The following is an 18,052-nucleotide window of genomic DNA, read 5'->3' as shown; positions in this document are numbered from 1 at the left end:
TGCCGAGAACGATGGAGGACATCATGTCACCCCGGCTCGACGCATCGCGTACCCAGAAAGCGACGTCGACACTCCCTCCGGAACATCTGGCTCCCATCGAGCAGGACGACATGGGTGTCGCCCCGGACGACGGCCTCCTCGCCGGCCTCCCGGAGATCCCCCCTTATGACGAGGTGGACCCGGTCGACGCGCGGGCGTTGTCCAAGAGCCTCTTCGAGCGGCTGGAGTCGCTGGAGGAAGGCACCCGCGAATATTCGTACGTACGCAACACGCTCGTCGAACTGAACCTGGCCCTGGTCAAGTTCGCCGCCTCCCGGTTCCGCTCGCGCAGCGAGCCGATGGAGGACATCATCCAGGTCGGCACCATCGGTCTGATCAAGGCCATCGACCGCTTCGAGCTGTCGCGCGGTGTGGAGTTCCCCACCTTCGCGATGCCGACCATCATCGGCGAGATCAAGCGCTTCTTCCGTGACACCTCGTGGTCCGTGCGCGTACCGCGCCGGCTGCAGGAACTCCGGCTCGACCTGGCCAAGGCCGGCGACGAGCTGGCCCAGCGGCTCGACCGGTCCCCGACCGTGGCCGAACTGGCCGAGCGCCTGGGCATCTCCAAGGACGAGGTCGTCGAGGGCATGGCGGCGTCGAACGCCTACACCGCCTCCTCGCTGGACGCGCAGCCGGAGGAGAACGACATCGAGGGCGCGCTGGCGGACCGGATCGGTTACGAGGACCACGGACTCGAAGGCATCGAGTACGTCGAGTCGTTGAAGCCGCTGATCGCCGAACTGCCGCCGCGCGACCGGACGATCCTCTCGCTGCGCTTCGTCGCCGGGATGACCCAGTCGGAGATCGGCGAGGAGCTGGGTATTTCACAGATGCACGTCTCCCGGCTGCTGTCGCGCACGCTGGCGCGGCTGCGCAAGGCGCTGACCGTGGAGGAGTGACGGTCGGGGATCGACAGCCCGCGCCCCGCGCCCTGTCGGCGCCCGGTACCCGCGAGGGGTCTCCGGCGCCGACAGGGCGCGGGGCGCGACGCGTTACCCGCGGTCACCCCTTTCCCCGCGGGCCTTCTTCCTCCACTATGGGCACGCCCAGACCGGCCGGTATGTCAGGACGACGGGTCCGCCGGACATGCCTTCAGGAGGCAGCTCATGGATCGGGGGGACAGAACCGTCCACGGCGACGGAGCCGGTGACGGACACCCAAGTGCGTACGCGGGCGCGTCCGACATCCGGCTGACCGAGTCGCTGCGCGCCGACACCCCGGCCGCGTACGCGGCGCTTCAGGAACTCCGCGCCCGGCACGGCCCGTCCGTACTCGCCTACGCCCGCCGGTGCACCACGGGCGACTCCGGCGCGCGTCAACTCGCCGCGCAGGCCTTCACGGACGCCGCCCGCGAGACCGCCCGGGGCACCGATCCCGGCGGCCCCCTGCGCCACCGGCTCCTGCTGCTGACCGCCCGGACGGCAGCGACCTGGGCCACCGACGGGCGGGCCGGCGGGCTCGACCCCGGACTGCACCTCGTGCTGAGTGCGTCCGGTCCCGAGGGCCCGGTCCCGTCCATGCTCGCCGCCTTCCGGACACTGCCGTACCGGGCGCAGGGCCTCATCTGGTACGGCATCGTGGAACAGGAACCCGCGGACCGTACGGCGACGTTTCTCGGCCTCGCCCCTCAGGACGTGGCCTACGACACCCGGCCCGCGCTGCAGTCACTGGGCCGGGCCTGTCTGCGGTCCCGGCTGGCCGCCTCGGACGATCCCCGGTGCGTCGACTTCCGCCGGCTCATCGAGGAGGCGGTACGGCCCGACGGCCCCCGCGACAGCGCCGACCTGAACACCCACATGGCCCGCTGCGGGCACTGCGTCGCGGCGTACGAGGAACAGCGCGCCCTGCGGGAAGCACCGCGCACCACCCTGGCCGAGGGGCTGCTGCCGTGGGCGGGCACGTCGTACACCGCACCCCGGCCGGGGCCCGCCGAGCCGTCGGCCGGCCTGGGTGCCGCGGGCGGTCCCGGTGCCGCGGGCGGGACGGGGCCGCTGTCCCGGCGTCTGGTGCTGGCCTCGGCGGCGCTCGGCGTGGCCGTGGTGCCGCTGCTGCTCCTGCTGTGGTCACCGGGCGGCACACCGGCCGAGCACGCCTCAGGACCGGGCCCCACCCTGGCGGTCCCGCCGCCGGTGACCGTGACCGCCACCCCCTCACCGCCCCCCACCGCCTCCGCGACGCACTCCCCCGCACCGTCCCCCTCGAAGACCGGGACGCCCCGCCCGTCGGACACCCCGCACCCCACGCCGTCCCCGACACCGCCTCCCACGCCGTCCGCCACCCCCGCGTACCCGCCGCCGGGCGGCGGGTACGCGCAGGTGGTGAACCTGGCGTCGGGCCTGTGCCTGGACATCGACGGTGACCTGGAGAACCGCACGGACGTGGTCACCGCACCCTGCGACTCCTCCCGCTCCCAGCGGTGGCGGGTCGACGCGGGGCGCGGTGTGCTGCAGTCCTACGCCGACTCCGACTACTGCCTGGACAGCCGGGGCGCGGTGGGCCGGGGGGTCGGCATCTGGGAGTGCGACTCGGTGGACGGGCGCAACGGACAGAACCTGCGCTTCGCCGTCGACGCCCGGGGAGTGATCCGCCCGGCCATCGCTCCGGACCACGCGGTGACACCGGCCGGGGGCGGCTCGGTGTCCCTGGCCGGGGAGGCGGGGCGGGCGGACCAGCGGTGGCGGGCCGGGGTTTAGAGCCTCTCGTTCGGATCGGGCCGGATCAGAGCGCGCGGACGCCGCGCCGCCACACCCCGCCGACCAGCGGGACGCCGGGGCGGTAGGCCAGGTGGACATGGCTCGGGGCGTCGAGGAGGACGAGGTCGGCGCGGGCCCCGGGGGTGAGACGGCCGATGTCGGTGCGCCGCAGGGCCGCGGCGCCGCCCGCGGTGGCCGACCAGAGGGCCTCGTCGGGTGTCATCCCCATGTCCCGCACGGCGAGCGCGATACAGAACGGCACCGAGGACGTGAAGGACGACCCCGGGTTGCAGTCCGTGGACAGCGCGACGGTGACGCCCGCGTCGATCAGCCGGCGGGCGTCCGGCCACTCGGCCCGGGTGGAGAACTCGGCGCCCGGCAGCAGGGTCGCCACCGTGCGGCTGCCGGCCAGGGCGTCGACGTCCGGATCGGTGAGGTGGGTGCAGTGGTCGGCACTGGCCGCGTCGAGTTCGACGGCGAGCTGGACGCCGGGGCCGTGGGAGAGCTGGTTGGCGTGGACGCGCGGGTGCAGGCCCTTCGCCCGGCCCGCGGTGAGGATCGCGCGCGCCTGGTCGCCGTCGAAGGCACCCTTCTCGCAGAAGACGTCGATCCAGCGGGCGTGCGGCGCGCAGGCGTCCAGCATCGCGCCGGTGACCAGGGCGACGTAGCCGGCCGGGTCGTCGGCGTACTCGGGGGCGACGATGTGGGCGCCGAGGTAGGTGACCTCGTCGGTGTGGCGGGCGGCCAGCCGCAGGGCGCGGGCCTCGTCCTCGGCGGTGAGGCCGTAGCCCGACTTGGTCTCGAGGGTGGTGGTGCCCTGGCGGAGCGCCTCGGTGAGCAGACGGGTCAGGTTCGCCTCCAGTTCTGCCTCGCTCGCGGCCCGGGTGGCGGCGACGGTGGTGCGGATACCGCCCGCGCTGTAGGGGCGGCCGGACATCCGGGCGTTGAACTCCTCGGTGCGGTCGCCCGCGAAGACCAGGTGGGAGTGCGAGTCGACGAAGCCCGGGATCACCGCCCGGCCCTCGGCGTCGACCCGGTTGTCAGTGGCGGGTGCTTTGCTTGTTCCACCGGTCCACACGATGCGGTCGCCGTCCATGACGACGGCCGCGTCCCGGACCAGGCCGAGGGGAGAGTCACCGAGGGAGGGATCGTTGGTGACCAGCGTGGCGATGTTGACGATGGCGGTGCTGCTCATGACGTCCTCGTGGGTGGCGGCGGGGGCGGGGCCGGGAGGCGTGCTCAGACGCTCGTTGTCCGGGCTCTCGATGGTCAGGTGGCCGATGTTCAGGCGCCCGTTGGTCAGTCGCTCAGTGCCGCGATCGCCTGCGCGAGGGCGTGCGGCACATCGGGGACGAGGGTGTGCGCCCCGTCGCGTACGACGTGCCGTCCGGCCACGATCGTGTGCCGTACGTCGGCCGCCGTCGCGGCGAATACGGCCGTCTCGGCGCCGAGTCGGGGCGGTGGCCCTGCGGTTCTGACCGACTCCAGCGTGAGGGTGGTCAGGTCGGCGAGCGCTCCGGGCTCGATGGTGCCCGCCCGCTCCCAGCCGAGTGCGGCGTGGCCGTCGGCGGTGGCCGCCCGCAGCAGGGCGTTCGCCGTCCAGTGGCCGCGGGTGCGGGTGCGCAGGCGCTCGTCGAGCTCCAGGGCGCGCGCCTCCTCCAGCAGGTCGATGACGGCGTGGCTGTCCGAGCCGAGGGAGAGCGGGGAGCCCCGGCGCTGGAGGGAGGCGGCGGGGCCGATGCCGTCGGCGAGGTCGCGTTCGGTGGTGGGGCACATGCAGGTGCCGGTGCCGCTGCCGCCGATCAGCGTCATGTCCTGGTCGGTGAGGTGTGTGTTGTGGATGCCGGTGGTGCGCGGTCCGAGCACGCCGTGGTCGGCGAGGAGGCGGGCCGGGGTACGGCCGTGCGCCTCCAGGCAGGCCTCGTTCTCGGCGGTCTGCTCCGACAGGTGCACATGCAGCGGGGCCCGCCGCTCCTCGGCCCAGCGTGCCACGGTCGCCAACTGGCGGGCGGGCACGGCCCGTACGGAGTGGACGGCGGCACCGATCCGCGCGTGATCCCGTTCCTTGAGAAGTGAACAGCGTGCGGCCCAGGCCTCCGCGGTGCCGTCGGAGAAGCGGAGCTGGTGGGTGCCCGGCGGTTCGCCGAAGCCGGCGGACAGATAGGCGGCGTCGAGGAGGGTGATGCGGATGCCGGCCTCGGCGGCGGCCGCGATGAGGGCCTCGCCCATGACGTTGGGGTCGGCGTAGCGGGTGCCGCCGGGCGCGTGGTGGACGTAGTGGAACTCGCCGACGGCGGTGATGCCGGCGAGGGCCATCTCGGCGTACACGGCGCGGGCGAGCCGGTGGTAGTTCTCGGGGGTGAGCCGGTCGGCGACCGAGTACATGACCTCGCGCCAGGTCCAGAAAGTCCCGGAGCCCACCTGGACGGTGCCGCGCAGCGCGCGGTGGAAGGCATGGCTGTGGGCGTTGGCCAGGCCGGGGAGCGTCAGGCCGCGCAGCGCCTCGGCGCCGTGCGGCGGGGCGGGCGTCTCCGGGCGGACGGCGGTGATGCGCCCGTCCGCGACCTCGACGGCGACACCCGGCTCGATGGAGATCCCCCCGGCTCGTGGGGTGCCGAGCCAGGCGTGCTCCAGCCAGTACGTCCGTGCGGTGGTCACGTGCCGGTCAGTCCTTCCAGTACGTCGGCGAGGGCGAGCACCCCGGCCACGCAGTCGTCCTCGTCGGCGTGCTCGGCCGGGGAGTGCGAGACGCCTGTGGGGTTGCGCACGAACAGCATGGCGGTCGGGATGCTTCCGGAGAGGATTCCGGCGTCGTGTCCGGCACCGGTACCGAGGACGGGGACGGGCGCCGTGCGGTCGCGGCCCAGGATGCGGGCGAGTTCGTCACGCAGGGCGTGGTCGAACTCGACGACGGGTGTGCGGGACTCGCGGACCACGTCCAGCTCCACGCCGTGGGCGGCGGCGTGCTCGCGGGCCGCCTTCTCCACCGCGGCGACCACGGCGTCCAGGCCCGGCTGGTCGACGGCGCGGGAGTCGAGCCAGCCGCGCACCAGGGAGGGGATGGCGTTGACGCCGTTCGGTTCCACGGCGATCTTGCCGAAGGTGGCGACGGCACCGGCGAGTTCGGCCTCGCGGCGGGCGGCGAGGACGGTCTCGGCGTACGGCAGCATGGGGTCGCGGCGGTCGGCGAGGCGGGTGGTGCCGGCGTGGTTGGCCTCGCCACGGAAGTCGAACCGCCAGCGGCCGTGCGGCCAGATGGCACTGGCGATGCCGACCCGGTCGCCGGACAGGTCGAGGGCCCGGCCCTGTTCGACATGCAGTTCGACGAAGGCGCCGATGCGGGCGAGCCGTCCGGGGTCGGGGCCGATGGCGTCGGGGTCGTGGCCGGCGGCCTCCATCGCCCGGGGCAGGGGGGTCCCGTCGCCGTCGGTGAGACGGTGCGCCTGCGCGCGGGTGAGCCGGCCGGCGGTGAGCCGCGAGCCGACGCAGGCGAGCCCGAAGCGGGCGCCCTCCTCGTCGCCGAAGTTGACGATGCCGAGGGGACGGCTGAACGACGTTCCTCTCCGGCGCAGTTCGTCGAGGGCGGCGAAGGCGGAGACGACTCCGAGGGGCCCGTCGAAGGCACCGCCGTCCGGCACGGAGTCCAGGTGGGACCCGGTGACGACGGCGTCCCCGTCGGCGGGGTCGCCCAGCCAGGCCCACTGGTTCCCGTTCCGGTCCACTTCGTGGCGCAGCCCCCGCAGTTCGGCCTGGGTGGCGAACCAGGCCCGGCATTCGGCGTCGGCGCCGGTCCAGGCGTACCGCCGGTAGCCGCCGGTGCCGGGGTGACGGCCGAGGGGGAGCAGATCGCGCCACATCGCCTGGAAGGTGGGGGGTGGGGCCGGTGAGGTCGGCGGGCTCGTCGCTGGGGCCGATGGGCTCGGTGCTGGGGCCGGTGAGGTCGGTGGGGTGCCGTGGGTCCCGCTCTCGTCGTGGGTCACGCGCCCTCGCTCCCGTTCTCACAGCCTTCGCGGCCCTCACGGCCCTCACGGCCTTCGCGGTTCTCGCGGCCCTCGCGGCCTTCGTGACCCTCGCGCATCGGCACGCGCACCCCTCGTTCCGACGCTACCGAGTCCGCGATGTCGTACCCGGCGTCCACGTGCCGGATGACGCCCATCCCTGGGTCGTTGGTCAGCACGCGCCGGATCTTCTCGCCGGCCAGGCGGGTGCCGTCGGCGACCGTCACCTGGCCGGCGTGCAGGGAGCGGCCCATGCCGACGCCGCCGCCGTGGTGGACGGAGACCCAGGAGGCCCCGGACGCCACGTTCACCATGGCGTTGAGCAGGGGCCAGTCGGCGATCGCGTCGGACCCGTCGAGCATGGCCTCGGTCTCGCGGTACGGGGAGGCGACGGAGCCGCAGTCGAGGTGGTCGCGGCCGATGACCACGGGGGCGTACAGCTCGCCGCTCGCGACCATCTCGTTGAACCGCTCGCCGGCCTTGTCCCGCTCGCCGTACCCGAGCCAGCAGATGCGCGCGGGCAGGCCCTGGAAGTGGACGCGTTCACCGGCCAGCCGGATCCAGCGGGCCAGGGACTCGTTCTCAGGGAACAGTTCGAGGACGGCCCGGTCGGTCTTCGCGATGTCGGCGGGGTCGCCGGACAGGGCGGCCCAGCGGAAGGGGCCCCTGCCCTCGCAGAACAGCGGGCGGATGTAGGCGGGGACGAAGCCGGGGAAGGCGAAGGCCCGGTCGTATCCGGCGAGTTCGGCCTCGCCCCGGATGGAGTTGCCGTAGTCGAAGACCTCGGCCCCGGCGTCCATGAAGCCGACCATCGCCTCGACGTGCCGGGCCATGGACCGGCGGGCGCGGGCGGTGAAGCCGGCCGGGTCCTTGGCGGCGGCGTCGGCCATGTCCTCGAAGGCGATCCCGGCGGGCAGGTAGGCCAGCGGGTCGTGGGCGGAGGTCTGGTCGGTGACGATGTCGACGGGGGCGCCCAGGGCGAGGAGCTGCGGGAGCACCTCGGCGGCGTTGCCGAGGAGGCCGATGGAGAGCGGCCGGCGGGCGTCGCGGGCCTCGGTGGCCAGCCGCAGGGCGTGGTCGAGGGAGTCGGCCCGCACGTCCAGGTACCGGTGCGCGATGCGGCGGTCGATGGCCCGGGGGTCGCAGTCGACGCAGATCGCGACGCCGTCGTTCATGGTGACGGCGAGCGGCTGGGCGCCGCCCATGCCGCCGAGGCCGGCGGTCAGGGTGATGGTCCCGGCGAGGGTGCCGCCGAACTTCTTGGCGGCGACCGCGGCGAACGTCTCGTAGGTGCCCTGGAGGATGCCCTGGGTGCCGATGTAGATCCAGGAGCCGGCGGTCATCTGCCCGTACATGGTCAGACCGAGGGCCTCCAGGCGGCGGAACTCCTCCCAGTTGGCCCAGTCGCCGACGAGGTTCGAGTTGGCGATGAGGACGCGCGGGGCCCATTCGTGGGTCTGCATGACGCCGACGGGACGGCCGGACTGGACGAGCATCGTCTCGTCCTGCTTCAGGGTCCTGAGGGTGCGGACCATGGCGTCGAAGGAGCGCCAGTCGCGGGCCGCCTTCCCGGTGCCGCCGTAGACGACGAGCCGGTCGGGGTGTTCGGCGACCTCCGGGTCGAGGTTGTTCTGCAGCATGCGCAGAGCGGCTTCCTGGGGCCAGCCCGGGGTACTCAGTCCGGTGCCGCGCGGTGCTCGGACGACTCGGGGTCCTGACATGGTCCGCCTCCTGGTGACGTGCTCCCGCCCTTACTGCAGATATTCACACATTCGCAGCCTGAATAGAGCTAGTCAATACGGCCGGGGTGTCGGCGCGGGCCGCCGGGCGGTGTTTGGCTGGGCATATGGGCACTGGCATGGAGAAGGCCGAGCACGCCGAGGAGACCGAGAAGACCGCGCACGCCGAGGAGGCGAGGGAAGCGGTGGCTCATGACGAGGGCGGGCCGGGCGACGAGGGCGGCCCGGACGGCGGAACCGGGGCGGGAGCCGGGCGGGCGGCCCGGCGGGAGGCGGCGGTGCGGGCCGCGGTGGAACAGGGGCTGCTCGGCCCCGGCCGCCCCCTGGTGGCCCTGCTCGACGTCACCGGCATCCGGGAGTCGGCGGCCGAGCTGCGGGCGGCCTTCGCGGCGGTGACACCGCCCGGCACACCCGTGCTGCACGCCTTCGCCGTGAAGGCGACCCCGCTGGTGCCGGTGCTGCGGCTGCTGCACACGGAGGGCATCGGGGCGGAGGTGGCGAGCCCCGGCGAGCTGGCACTGGCGCGGGCGGCGGGGGTGCCCCCGGAGCGGACGGTGCTGGACTCGCCCGCCAAGACACCGGCCGAGCTGCGGGAGGCACTGTCGCTGGGCATCGCCGTCAACGCGGACAACCCGCAGGAGCTGGCGCGCATCGACGCCCTGCTGGCCGACGCCCCGGCGCGGCCGGCCGGTCTCACCCCCTCCCGCTCCTCCTTCGGCCTCCGGGTGAACCCGCAGGTCGGGGGTGGCGCCATCGAGGCGCTGTCCACCGCCACGGCGACCTCGAAGTTCGGGGTGGCGCTGCGCGACGAGGGAGCGCGGGAGTGGGTCGTGCGGGCCTGCCTGGACCGGCCGTGGCTGACCCGGCTGCACGCGCACACCGGTTCCCAGGGCATCGCGCTGCCCCTGATGGCGAGGGGTGTGGCGGAGGCGTACGCGCTGGCGGAGGAGATCAACCGGCGTGCGGGGCGGCGGCAGATCGACACCGTCGACATCGGCGGCGGCCTGCCGGTGGACTTCGCCTCCGACGCGACCAGCCCGACGTACGCGCGGTACGCGCGGCTGCTGAAGGAGACCGTGCCCGGACTGTTCGACGGGCGGTACGGGCTGGTCACCGAGTTCGGGCGGTCACTGCTGGCCAAGCACGGCACGGTCGTCGCCCGGGTGGAGTACGCCAAGAGCGCCGGCGGACGTCCGGTCGCGGTGACGCACGCGGGCGTGCAGGTGGCGACCCGGACGGTGTACGCGCCGACCGCGTGGCCGCTCAGGATCGCCGCGTACGACGCCGAGGGGTCGCCGAAGGAGGGCCCCGCGGTGGTGCAGGACGTGGCGGGGCCGGCCTGCTTCGCGGGCGACCTGCTCGCCCGGGGACAGGCGCTGCCCCTGCTGGAGCAGGGCGACTACGCGGCGGCCCTGGACACGGGCGCGTACTTCTTCGCCCACCACTACGCGTACAACTCGCTCCCCCGCCCGGCCGTCCACGGCTTCACCGCCGACGGTCCCGGCCGGGTCACGTTCGCACTCGTGCGCCCGGCCCAGAGCCTCGAGGAGATCGTGGCCGAATCGGGCGGTGCCCACGCGGACGCCCTGATCTCCTGACCGTCCGGCCCCTCGACCGCCCGGCCCCCGGCCCGGGTCAGGACAGGGCCGAGGCGCGGCGGCGGGCCCCGCCCGGGGTCGCGTCGCCCGCCGCGATACCGGTGGTGCGGTACGCCTTGACCGCCTTGCCGGCCGGGCTGCCCGCGCCCGCGCCCAGCCAGTCGACGCGGACCCACAGCAGACTCTGGTCGGCCTCCTCCAGGCGACCGATCCAGGACGCCTTCCACCACAGGCCGGCCCCGCACCCGGCGAGCAGCAGACCGCCCGCCGCGGGCAGCGCGAACGAGCCGCCCAGAGCGGCGAGGAAGGCGAGCAGCAGCCACCAGCGGTGGCCGCGACGCCAGTTGCGCACGCTGACCGCACGGTCCTGGAGAGCGTCGTGCTTGCCCGCCCGGACCGCCGGCCGGGCCAGCGCGCGGTACCGCCCCCGCCGCGTGGACGCCACCACGGCCATGGCCACGAGGAACAGCGCGGCCCCCGCCAGCACACCGATCCGGCGGCCGGTCAGCCCCGGCACCAGCACCCCGATGCCCGCCGCGAACACGCCCAGCCACCACAGCGGGGCGGCCCCCGCCCGTACGACGACGGCCACCCGGGCCAGCCCCTGTCCTCCGCGCATCACGTCCAGCCTCCCGTCCCACGTCAGTGGAGCGTCCGTAGGGTCCCGGGACGCAGGGTAGTGAACCGACGTGAGAGAAGTCTGAGACACCGCCCCCTGCTCTCCCCCTTCCTCCCCCGTCCTGCCCGCCTCGCCCCCGCCGTCAGTCCACGAACAGGCCGCGGGCCGCCGCCTTCGTGTCGAACTCCTCCAGCCGGGCCTGCGCGTCGGGCAGGTCGTCGCACATCGCCTCCAGCAGCACCCGGCCCAGCAGCATCGGCGCGCACGCCGTGTCGAAGGCGAGCCCGGTGCCGACGGCGGCGGGCAGCAGCAGGTCGGAGACCTTGGCGACCGGCGCGAAGGCGGAGTCGGCGACGGTGACGACGGTCAGCCCCGTCTCCCTGGCGTGTGTGAGGGCGTCGACGACCTCGCGGGGGTGCCGGGGCAGCGCGAAGCACAGCAGGGCTCCGGCACCGGCCCCGGCAGCGGCGTCGATGCGGTCGTGCAGCATGCTGCCGCCCTCGTTGAGCAGCCGCACGTCGGGGTGGACCTTGGCGGCGAAGTAGGCGAAGCCGTGGGCCTGCGCCGCCGCCGCGCGCAGCCCGAGCACGGGCAGCGGCCTGCTGTCCGCGAGGATCCGTCCCGCCCGCCGCACGGGCTCCGGATCGGCCAGCACCTCCGCGAGGTGCCGCAGGTTCTCGATCTCGGCCTCGACGGCCTGCTGGTACTCGTTGTACGGGCCGGTCTCCGGCGTGGTCCCGGTGGGCGCGACCTCGCGCAGATGCCGCCGCAGCGCGGGGTAGCCGTCGAAGCCCAGGGCGACGGCGAACCGGGTCACGGAGGGCTGGCTGACCCCGGCCAGTTCGGCCAGTTCCACGCTGGACAGGAACGGGACGTCGGCGGCGCGCCGCACCATGCTGTGCGCGATGCGCCGCTGCGTGGGCGTCAGCCGGTGCCCCTCGAAGAGCGCCTGCAGGCGCGCGCCCGGGCCCTCGGTGACGCTCATGACGTGGCTCCCCCTCGACCTGTCCCTCGGTCTTCCCTCGGTCTTCCCTCGGTCTGTTACTCGGCCGGTTCCTCCGCCTATTCACACACCGCGATTCCTGTATGCCGTTATACAGGCGAACGGAGGGCGAACACGACCGGGAACGGGCCACGAAGCGGGCGCCGGGCCCCTGCGGACCCCCCGCCGGCAACGGGGGCTACCCCCAGTGCCATGGGCCGTCGGCCTGCCTACCGTGATCGCATGAGCGGAATGGACGCGCGGGACGCCGAGCTGAAGAAGGAACTCAACGCCACCTTGCAGGCCCGCAGGGAACTGGGCGACGAGTACGAGTCCGCGCTGGTCGACTCGTTCCTGGAGAAGGTCGACCAGCGCATCGACGGCGCGGTGGAGCGCCGGGTGCGCCGGCAGCTCGCCGAACAGCAGATGACGGTGGCCCGGGACTCCCGGGCACCGAAGGCCACGGACAGCTGGGGCGAGCGCTTCGGCTTCGGGATCGTCTCCCTGGTCCTGGCGGTGCCGCTGTCCGCGATCGGCGGGGGCGTGGGCCACCTGTCCGGTCTGGTGGTCGCCTGGCTGGGCATCGTCGGCGTGAACGTCGTCCAGGCCGCACGCGTCAACCCCGGCCTGTTCGGCGGCCACCGCCGGCGGCAGGAGCCGGACGACGCCTGGGAGGACTGAGCAGACGGACGGACCGCCGCCGGGGACGACCGCGGAAGGACTGGACGCGGGGACCACCGCACCCCCGTCACCGGGGGGCGGGACGACGGTGGTCCCCGCGCGGGGACGCGGGCCGGCCAGGCCGCGCGTCCTGGCGTCCGTGGAGGTCCGGGAGCCGCTCCGGAGGTCCTCGACGCCGACACCCCTCACTCTGCCGGACCGGTGTTAAGCGCGTGCTGCGCGCACATGACGCCCGCGTACCGCTTCCGCGAAGTCCACGAAGATCACGTGCGGAGACCGCGTACGGCTCTGCTCCCCGGCGCTCCACGGCGTGCACGGCCGGTTCACCGGCGCTCCACGGCGTGCACGGCCGGTTCACCGGTGCTTCGCCGGCGCTTCGCCGAAGGCCGCCACCGGCCGGCCGTCAGTTCCCGGCCGTCAGTTCCCGCCCTTGGCGAGGAAGGACAGCAGGTCCTGGCGGCTGATCACACCGGTCGGCTTGCCCTCGACCAGGACGATCGCCGCGTCCGCCTCGCCCAGCACGGCCATCAGGTCCGCGACGGGCTCACCGGAGCCGACCTGCGGCAGCGGGGCGGACATGTGCTTCTCCAGCGGGTCCTCGAGCGAGGCGTGCTTGCTGAACAGCGCGTCCAGCAGCTCCCGTTCCACCACCGAGCCGACGACCTCGGCGGCCATCACGTCCGGGTGGCCGGCGCCCGGCTTGACGACCGGCATCTGCGAGACGCCGTACTCGCGCAGCACCTCGATGGCCTGTCCGACCGTCTCGTCGGGGTGCATGTGCACGAGGGACGGGATATGACCGTGCTCCTTGTGGTCGAGGACGGCGCCGACGCGGGCGCTCGGGCCGGCGTCCTCGAGGAAGCCGTAGTCGGCCATCCACTCGTCGTTGAAGATCTTGCTGAGGTAACCGCGCCCGCTGTCCGGGAGCAGCACCACCACGACGTCGTCCTCGCTGAGCCGCTCGGCCACCCGCAGCGCCGCCACGACGGCCATGCCGCACGATCCGCCGACGAGCAGGCCCTCCTCCTTGGCGAGGCGCCGGGTCATCTGGAAGGAGTCCTTGTCGGACACGGGGACGATCTCGTCCGCGACGGTCCGGTCGTAGGCGGTGGGCCAGAAGTCCTCACCCACGCCCTCCACCAGGTACGGCCGCCCGGAGCCGCCCGAGTAGACGGAGCCCTCGGGGTCGGCGCCGATGACCTTGACGCGGCCTTCGCTGGCCTCCTTCAGGTAGCGCCCGGTCCCGGAGATGGTGCCGCCGGTGCCGACTCCGGCCACGAAGTGGGTGATCTTCCCCTCGGTCTGCTCCCACAGCTCCGGTCCGGTGGACTCGTAGTGGCTGAGCGGGTTGTGGGGGTTGGAGTACTGGTCCGGCTTCCAGGCTCCCGGCGTCTCACGGACCAGCCGGTCGGAGACGTTGTAGTAGGAGTCGGGGTGCTCGGGGTCGACGGCGGTCGGGCAGACGACCACCTCCGCCCCGTACGCCCGCAGCACGTTGATCTTGTCCAGGGAGACCTTGTCGGGGCAGACGAAGATGCACTTGTAGCCCTTCTGCTGAGCCACGATGGCAAGACCGACCCCGGTGTTGCCGCTGGTCGGCTCGACGATGGTGCCGCCCGGCTGCAGCTCTCCGCTCTTCTCCGCCGCCTCGATCATGCGCAGGGCGATGCGGTCCTTCACCGATCCGCCGGGGTTGAAGTACTCCACCTTGGCCAGGACGGTCGCCCCGATGCCCTTGGTGACGTTGTTGAGCCTCACGAGCGGGGTGTCGCCGACGAGGCTGATCATCGAGTCGTGGAATCGCACCGTTGTCTCCGGATACTGCAAAAGGTGTGGTTGTCGTGGTGCTGCCAGCCTAGAGCCTGCTCCCGGATCACTGTCCGCCACGACCCGGCCGGGTCGTTCACCCACCGTCGAGATTGGAACACGGTCCGTACGGGGCAAGCACTGGGTGTACGGCTTCGAGGAGGTGGCGGCGAGGCATGACACGCATGTCGAGGGCGAGATCGGCCCGGCGGATCGCGGCGGGCGCGGCGTACGGCGGCGGGGGCGTCGGGCTGGCCGGTGCGGCCGCCGTCGGGCTGCTGCTGGCCGAGGCCCGGCTGGCGCGGTGGCGGGTGGGCAACGGCGTGACTCCTCACGTACCGAACGCGGACGGTCTGTACGGCGCCGCCTACACGGTGCCCGGCGAACCGGCGCTGCGGCTGACGATGCTGGGCGACTCCACGGCCGCCGGCCAGGGGGTGCACCGGGCCGGGCAGACCCCGGGCGCACTGCTGGCGTCGGGTGTCGCGGCGATCGCGGAACGGCCCGTGGGGCTGAGCACGGTGGCGGTGCCCGGAGCCCGCTCCGACGACCTGGACCGGCAGGTGAGCCGGGCCCTGGCCGATCCGGCCCGGGCGCCCGACATCTGCGTGATCATGGTCGGGGCGAACGACGTCACGCACCGTCTGTCACCCGCCCTCTCCGTCCGCCACCTGGCCTCGGCGGTACGCCGGCTGCGGACGGCCGGAGCGGAGGTCGTCGTCGGCACCTGTCCGGACCTGGGCACGATCGAGCCGGTGTGGCAGCCCCTGCGCTGGCTGGCCCGGCGGGCCTCCCGGCAGCTGGCGGCGGCCCAGACGATCGGCACGGTCGAACAGGGCGGGCGCACGGTGTCACTGGGCGATCTGCTGGGTCCCGAGTTCGCGGCGAACCCCCGCGAGCTCTTCGGCCCCGACAACTACCACCCCTCCGCGGAGGGGTACGCCACCGCGGCGATGGCGGTCCTCCCGACGGCCTGCGCGGCCCTCGGCCTGTGGCCGGCGGACCAGGAGCGCCCCGACGCCTCCCGCCGCGAGGGTTTCCTGCCGGTCGCCCGAGCCGCGGCGGAGGCCGCGTCCGAGGCGGGCACGGAGGTCGCGGCGGTGACGCCGGCCGGCTACCGGGGCCCCTGGGCCCTGCTCAAGCGCAGGCGCAGGCGCCGGGTCGGCGAGACGGAACCGTCCCCCGCCAGCCCGTCCGGCGTGTGAGGCGGAGTCCCGGCCCCCGTCCTCCCCGCCCTCCCTGTACACGGGCCACCTTTCCTACACGCACAGTTCACTGTTCGAGAGGCGGTACGTAACCGAATCACCCTCACCCTTCGCGAGGGTGTGTCTCCACTGCCACACTGCTGTCAGGAGCACGCCCCCGCGATGGAAAAGCCGCTTCCGGAATCCACCGGCCAGAGCCGGACCCGTACCCCCTGGTGGGACAACGCCCGGTTCGTGTCCGCCACACTGATCGTGGTCCTGCACACCGTGGGCAGCATCATGGACCGGCACGACTCGCTGCACGCCTTCCATGTCGCGGCCTGGGCCTTCCGGGTCCCGGCCTTCGTCGTGCTGGCGGGTGTCTTCAGCAGTGCGGGGCCGCTCGGCCCACGCCACCTGCGCACCCTGCTGGGCAGCATCGTGCTGCCCGCCCTGATCTTCAGCCTGCTGTTCTCGCTGGAGACGAAGGCGCTCGGCGGTCCCCTGGATCTGCACATCGCCCAGCTGCCGTGGACGCTGTGGTTCCTGATGTCGCTGTTCTGCTGGCGGCTGCTGCTGCCGCTGGTGGTCCAGCTGCGCCATCCGCTGCTGGTCACCACGGCCGTGGCGCTCGGGCTCGGGTACGTGGAGGAGTTCGGGCTCCAGTTCTCGGCCAGCCGGACGCTGGTGTACCTGCCGCTGTTCTACTTCGGCTGGCGGCTGGGCCAGGGCATGCTCCGGGAGTGGTTCGAGAGCCGGTGGAGCCTGCCGGTCGCCGTGGCCGGAGTCCTCGGCTCGCTCACTGCGGCGGCGCTGTGGCACCGGGACATCCCGGGGTACTGGCTCTCCATGCGCCACGCCTACCGGGCCGACACCCCGCTCGGCCTGGAGGGCGCCTGGCTGATCCGACTGGCCGTACTGGCCTCGGCGGCGGCACTGGTGCTCTGCATGCTGCGGCTGATGCCCAGGCGGCGGGTGCCACTGGTCTCCGCGCTCGGGGCGGGCGGGTTCACCGTCTACCTGCTGCACCCACTGGTCATCCTGCCGCTGCGGGAGAAGGGCCTGATCGCCCGGGCGGACACCCCGCTGGAGCTGGTCGCGCTCGTCGCCTTCGGAGTCCTGCTGACGATGGTCCTCGCCTCGCCGTTCGTCCGCAGGCTCGTCCGGCCGCTGACCCGGCCGCCGGTGGGCCGGCTGCTGGCCCCGGCCCCCGCCGCGGCACCCCCGGCGGCCTCCCCGGCGCCCGCGGCGACGCCCCCGTCCGCCCCGGCCGCCATACACCCTAAGCAGGCGCTTAGAGAAGAGGTCCGGATCACACGCTGATGGCCGTGACCGACGGCTTACGTCCGGGTAACTTCCCAAGCAGCCCCGTCCGACCATCCGGTACGTCCTTCCGCCGTCCGACCACCCCCCAACGAGGCGCTACGCGCCGCCCCTCCCCTCAGGAGCCGTGATGCCCGAAGCCGTGATCGTCTCAGCCGCCCGCTCCCCCATCGGCCGTGCCTTCAAGGGCTCCCTGAAGGACGTACGCCCGGACGACCTGACTGCCTCGATCATCCAGGCCGCCCTCGCCAAGGTCCCCGAGCTGGACCCGAGGGACATCGACGACCTGATGCTCGGCTGCGGCCTGCCCGGCGGCGAGCAGGGCAACAACCTCGGCCGCATCGTCGCCGTGCAGATGGGGATGGACCACCTCCCCGGCTGCACCGTCACCCGTTACTGCTCGTCGTCCCTGCAGACCTCCCGCATGGCGCTGCACGCCATCAAGGCCGGGGAGGGCGACGTCTTCATCTCGGCCGGCGTCGAGACGGTCTCCCGGTTCACCAAGGGCAACTCCGACAGCCTTCCCGACACCCGCAACCCGTTCTTCGCCGAGGCCGAGGCCCGTACCGCCGCCGTCGCGGAGCAGGAGGGCACCACCTGGCACGACCCGCGCGAGGACGGTCTCGTCCCGGACGCCTACATCGCGATGGGCCAGACCGCCGAGAACCTGGCGCGCGCCAAGGGCGTCACCCGCCAGGACATGGACGAGTTCGGCGTCCGCTCGCAGAACCTCGCCGAGGAGGCCATCAAGAACGGCTTCTGGGAGCGCGAGATCACCCCGGTGACGCTGCCCGACGGCACCGTCGTCGCCAAGGACGACGGCCCGCGCGCCGGGGTCACCCTGGAGGGCGTCTCCGGCCTCAAGCCCGTCTTCCGCCCCGACGGCCTGGTCACCGCCGGCAACTGCTGCCCGCTCAACGACGGTGCCGCCGCCCTCGTCATCATGAGTGACACCAAGGCCCGTGAGCTCGGTCTGACCCCGCTCGCCCGGATCGTCTCCACCGGCGTCTCCGGCCTCTCCCCCGAGATCATGGGCCTCGGCCCGGTCGAGGCGAGCAAGCAGGCCCTGTCCCGCGCCGGACTCACCATCGACGACATCGACCTGGCCGAGATCAACGAGGCGTTCGCCGCCCAGGTGATCCCCTCCTACCGCGAGCTCGGCATCCCGCTGGAGAAGCTGAACGTCAACGGCGGCGCCATCGCCGTCGGCCACCCCTTCGGCATGACCGGCGCCCGCATCACCGCCACGCTCATCAACTCCCTGCAGTTCCACGACAAGCAGTTCGGCCTGGAGACGATGTGCGTCGGCGGCGGCCAGGGCATGGCCATGGTCATCGAGCGCCTCAGCTGATCGGCCCGACCCGGCCGACCGCCTCGACCCCCTCGA

At 73.4% G+C, this 18,052-nt stretch carries 14 protein-coding genes; 7 read left to right on the top strand and 7 right to left on the bottom strand.

Going from position 1 to position 18,052, the window contains the following annotated elements; genetic code table 11:
• Nucleotides 1-11: 11 nt before the first annotated feature.
• Both PYS65_RS21630 and PYS65_RS21625 read left to right on the top strand, forming a co-directional pair.
• Nucleotides 12-941, top strand: a complete 930-nt coding sequence (locus tag PYS65_RS21630; protein WP_279335583.1) for an RNA polymerase sigma factor SigF — start codon at nucleotides 12-14, stop codon at nucleotides 939-941.
• A 207-nt stretch (nucleotides 942-1,148) separates the two neighbouring features.
• A complete protein-coding gene (locus tag PYS65_RS21625; RefSeq protein WP_279335582.1) occupies nucleotides 1,149-2,735 on the top strand; it encodes a ricin-type beta-trefoil lectin domain protein in 1,587 nt (528 codons plus the stop codon).
• A 25-nt stretch (nucleotides 2,736-2,760) separates the two neighbouring features.
• On the opposite strand, the gene hutI is transcribed toward PYS65_RS21625, so the two are convergent.
• The 4 genes from hutI to hutU all read right to left on the bottom strand — a co-directional run bounded on the left by hutI (nucleotide 2,761) and on the right by hutU (nucleotide 8,454).
• Nucleotides 2,761-3,930: an imidazolonepropionase gene (gene hutI / locus PYS65_RS21620; RefSeq protein ID WP_279335580.1), complete on the bottom strand. Its 1,170-nt coding sequence runs from the start codon at nucleotides 3,928-3,930 to the stop codon at nucleotides 2,761-2,763.
• 104 nt (nucleotides 3,931-4,034) lie between these two features.
• Nucleotides 4,035-5,393 (bottom strand): formimidoylglutamate deiminase, encoded by a 1,359-nt coding sequence (locus PYS65_RS21615; RefSeq protein WP_279335579.1) that lies wholly within the window; start codon nucleotides 5,391-5,393, stop codon nucleotides 4,035-4,037.
• The gene (locus PYS65_RS21610; RefSeq protein ID WP_279335578.1) at nucleotides 5,390-6,592 is read right to left on the bottom strand and encodes an allantoate amidohydrolase; all 1,203 of its coding nucleotides are present in this window, start codon (nucleotides 6,590-6,592) and stop codon (nucleotides 5,390-5,392) included. The genes PYS65_RS21615 and PYS65_RS21610 overlap by 4 nt, the downstream gene beginning before the upstream one ends.
• A 119-nt stretch (nucleotides 6,593-6,711) precedes the next feature.
• Nucleotides 6,712-8,454, bottom strand: coding sequence for a urocanate hydratase (hutU, locus tag PYS65_RS21605; protein ID WP_279335577.1), 1,743 nt, complete (start codon nucleotides 8,452-8,454; stop codon nucleotides 6,712-6,714).
• A gap of 125 nt (nucleotides 8,455-8,579) precedes the next feature.
• On the opposite strand from hutU, the gene PYS65_RS21600 reads away from it, so the two are divergent.
• Nucleotides 8,580-10,070: a type III PLP-dependent enzyme domain-containing protein gene (locus PYS65_RS21600; RefSeq protein ID WP_279335576.1), complete on the top strand. Its 1,491-nt coding sequence runs from the start codon at nucleotides 8,580-8,582 to the stop codon at nucleotides 10,068-10,070.
• Between the two features lie 37 nt (nucleotides 10,071-10,107).
• On the opposite strand, the gene PYS65_RS21595 is transcribed toward PYS65_RS21600, so the two are convergent.
• Nucleotides 10,108-10,689, bottom strand: coding sequence for a hypothetical protein (locus tag PYS65_RS21595; RefSeq protein ID WP_279335575.1), 582 nt, complete (start codon nucleotides 10,687-10,689; stop codon nucleotides 10,108-10,110).
• Nucleotides 10,690-10,831: 142 nt separating this feature from the next.
• Nucleotides 10,832-11,674 (bottom strand): MurR/RpiR family transcriptional regulator, encoded by an 843-nt coding sequence (locus tag PYS65_RS21590; RefSeq protein WP_279335574.1) that lies wholly within the window; start codon nucleotides 11,672-11,674, stop codon nucleotides 10,832-10,834.
• Between the two features lie 249 nt (nucleotides 11,675-11,923).
• Here PYS65_RS21590 and PYS65_RS21585 point away from each other — a divergent pair, with 249 nt between their 5' ends.
• Entirely contained in the window at nucleotides 11,924-12,352 is a 429-nt protein-coding gene (locus PYS65_RS21585) for a hypothetical protein (RefSeq protein ID WP_279338028.1), read from the top strand.
• A gap of 417 nt (nucleotides 12,353-12,769) precedes the next feature.
• On the opposite strand, the gene PYS65_RS21580 is transcribed toward PYS65_RS21585, so the two are convergent.
• A complete protein-coding gene (locus PYS65_RS21580) occupies nucleotides 12,770-14,158 on the bottom strand; it encodes a cystathionine beta-synthase (RefSeq protein ID WP_279335573.1) in 1,389 nt (462 codons plus the stop codon).
• 176 nt (nucleotides 14,159-14,334) lie between these two features.
• Between PYS65_RS21580 and PYS65_RS21575 the strand changes: the two genes are divergently transcribed.
• The 3 genes from PYS65_RS21575 to PYS65_RS21565 all read left to right on the top strand — a co-directional run bounded on the left by PYS65_RS21575 (nucleotide 14,335) and on the right by PYS65_RS21565 (nucleotide 18,016).
• Nucleotides 14,335-15,363 (top strand): SGNH/GDSL hydrolase family protein, encoded by a 1,029-nt coding sequence (locus tag PYS65_RS21575; RefSeq protein ID WP_279335572.1) that lies wholly within the window; start codon nucleotides 14,335-14,337, stop codon nucleotides 15,361-15,363.
• Nucleotides 15,364-15,525: 162 nt separating this feature from the next.
• On the top strand, nucleotides 15,526-16,665 hold the full coding sequence (locus PYS65_RS21570; RefSeq protein ID WP_279335571.1) for an acyltransferase family protein: 1,140 nt from the start codon (nucleotides 15,526-15,528) through the stop codon (nucleotides 16,663-16,665).
• Between the two features lie 130 nt (nucleotides 16,666-16,795).
• The gene (locus PYS65_RS21565; RefSeq protein WP_279335570.1) at nucleotides 16,796-18,016 is read left to right on the top strand and encodes an acetyl-CoA C-acetyltransferase; all 1,221 of its coding nucleotides are present in this window, start codon (nucleotides 16,796-16,798) and stop codon (nucleotides 18,014-18,016) included.
• Nucleotides 18,017-18,052 lie beyond the last annotated feature (36 nt).

The sequence above is a fragment of the Streptomyces cathayae genome (genome assembly GCF_029760955.1).
GTDB lineage: Bacteria > Actinomycetota > Actinomycetes > Streptomycetales > Streptomycetaceae > Streptomyces > Streptomyces cathayae.
Note: the sequence above shows the minus strand (reverse complement) of the source record. Positions and strands in the feature narration are given on the sequence as shown.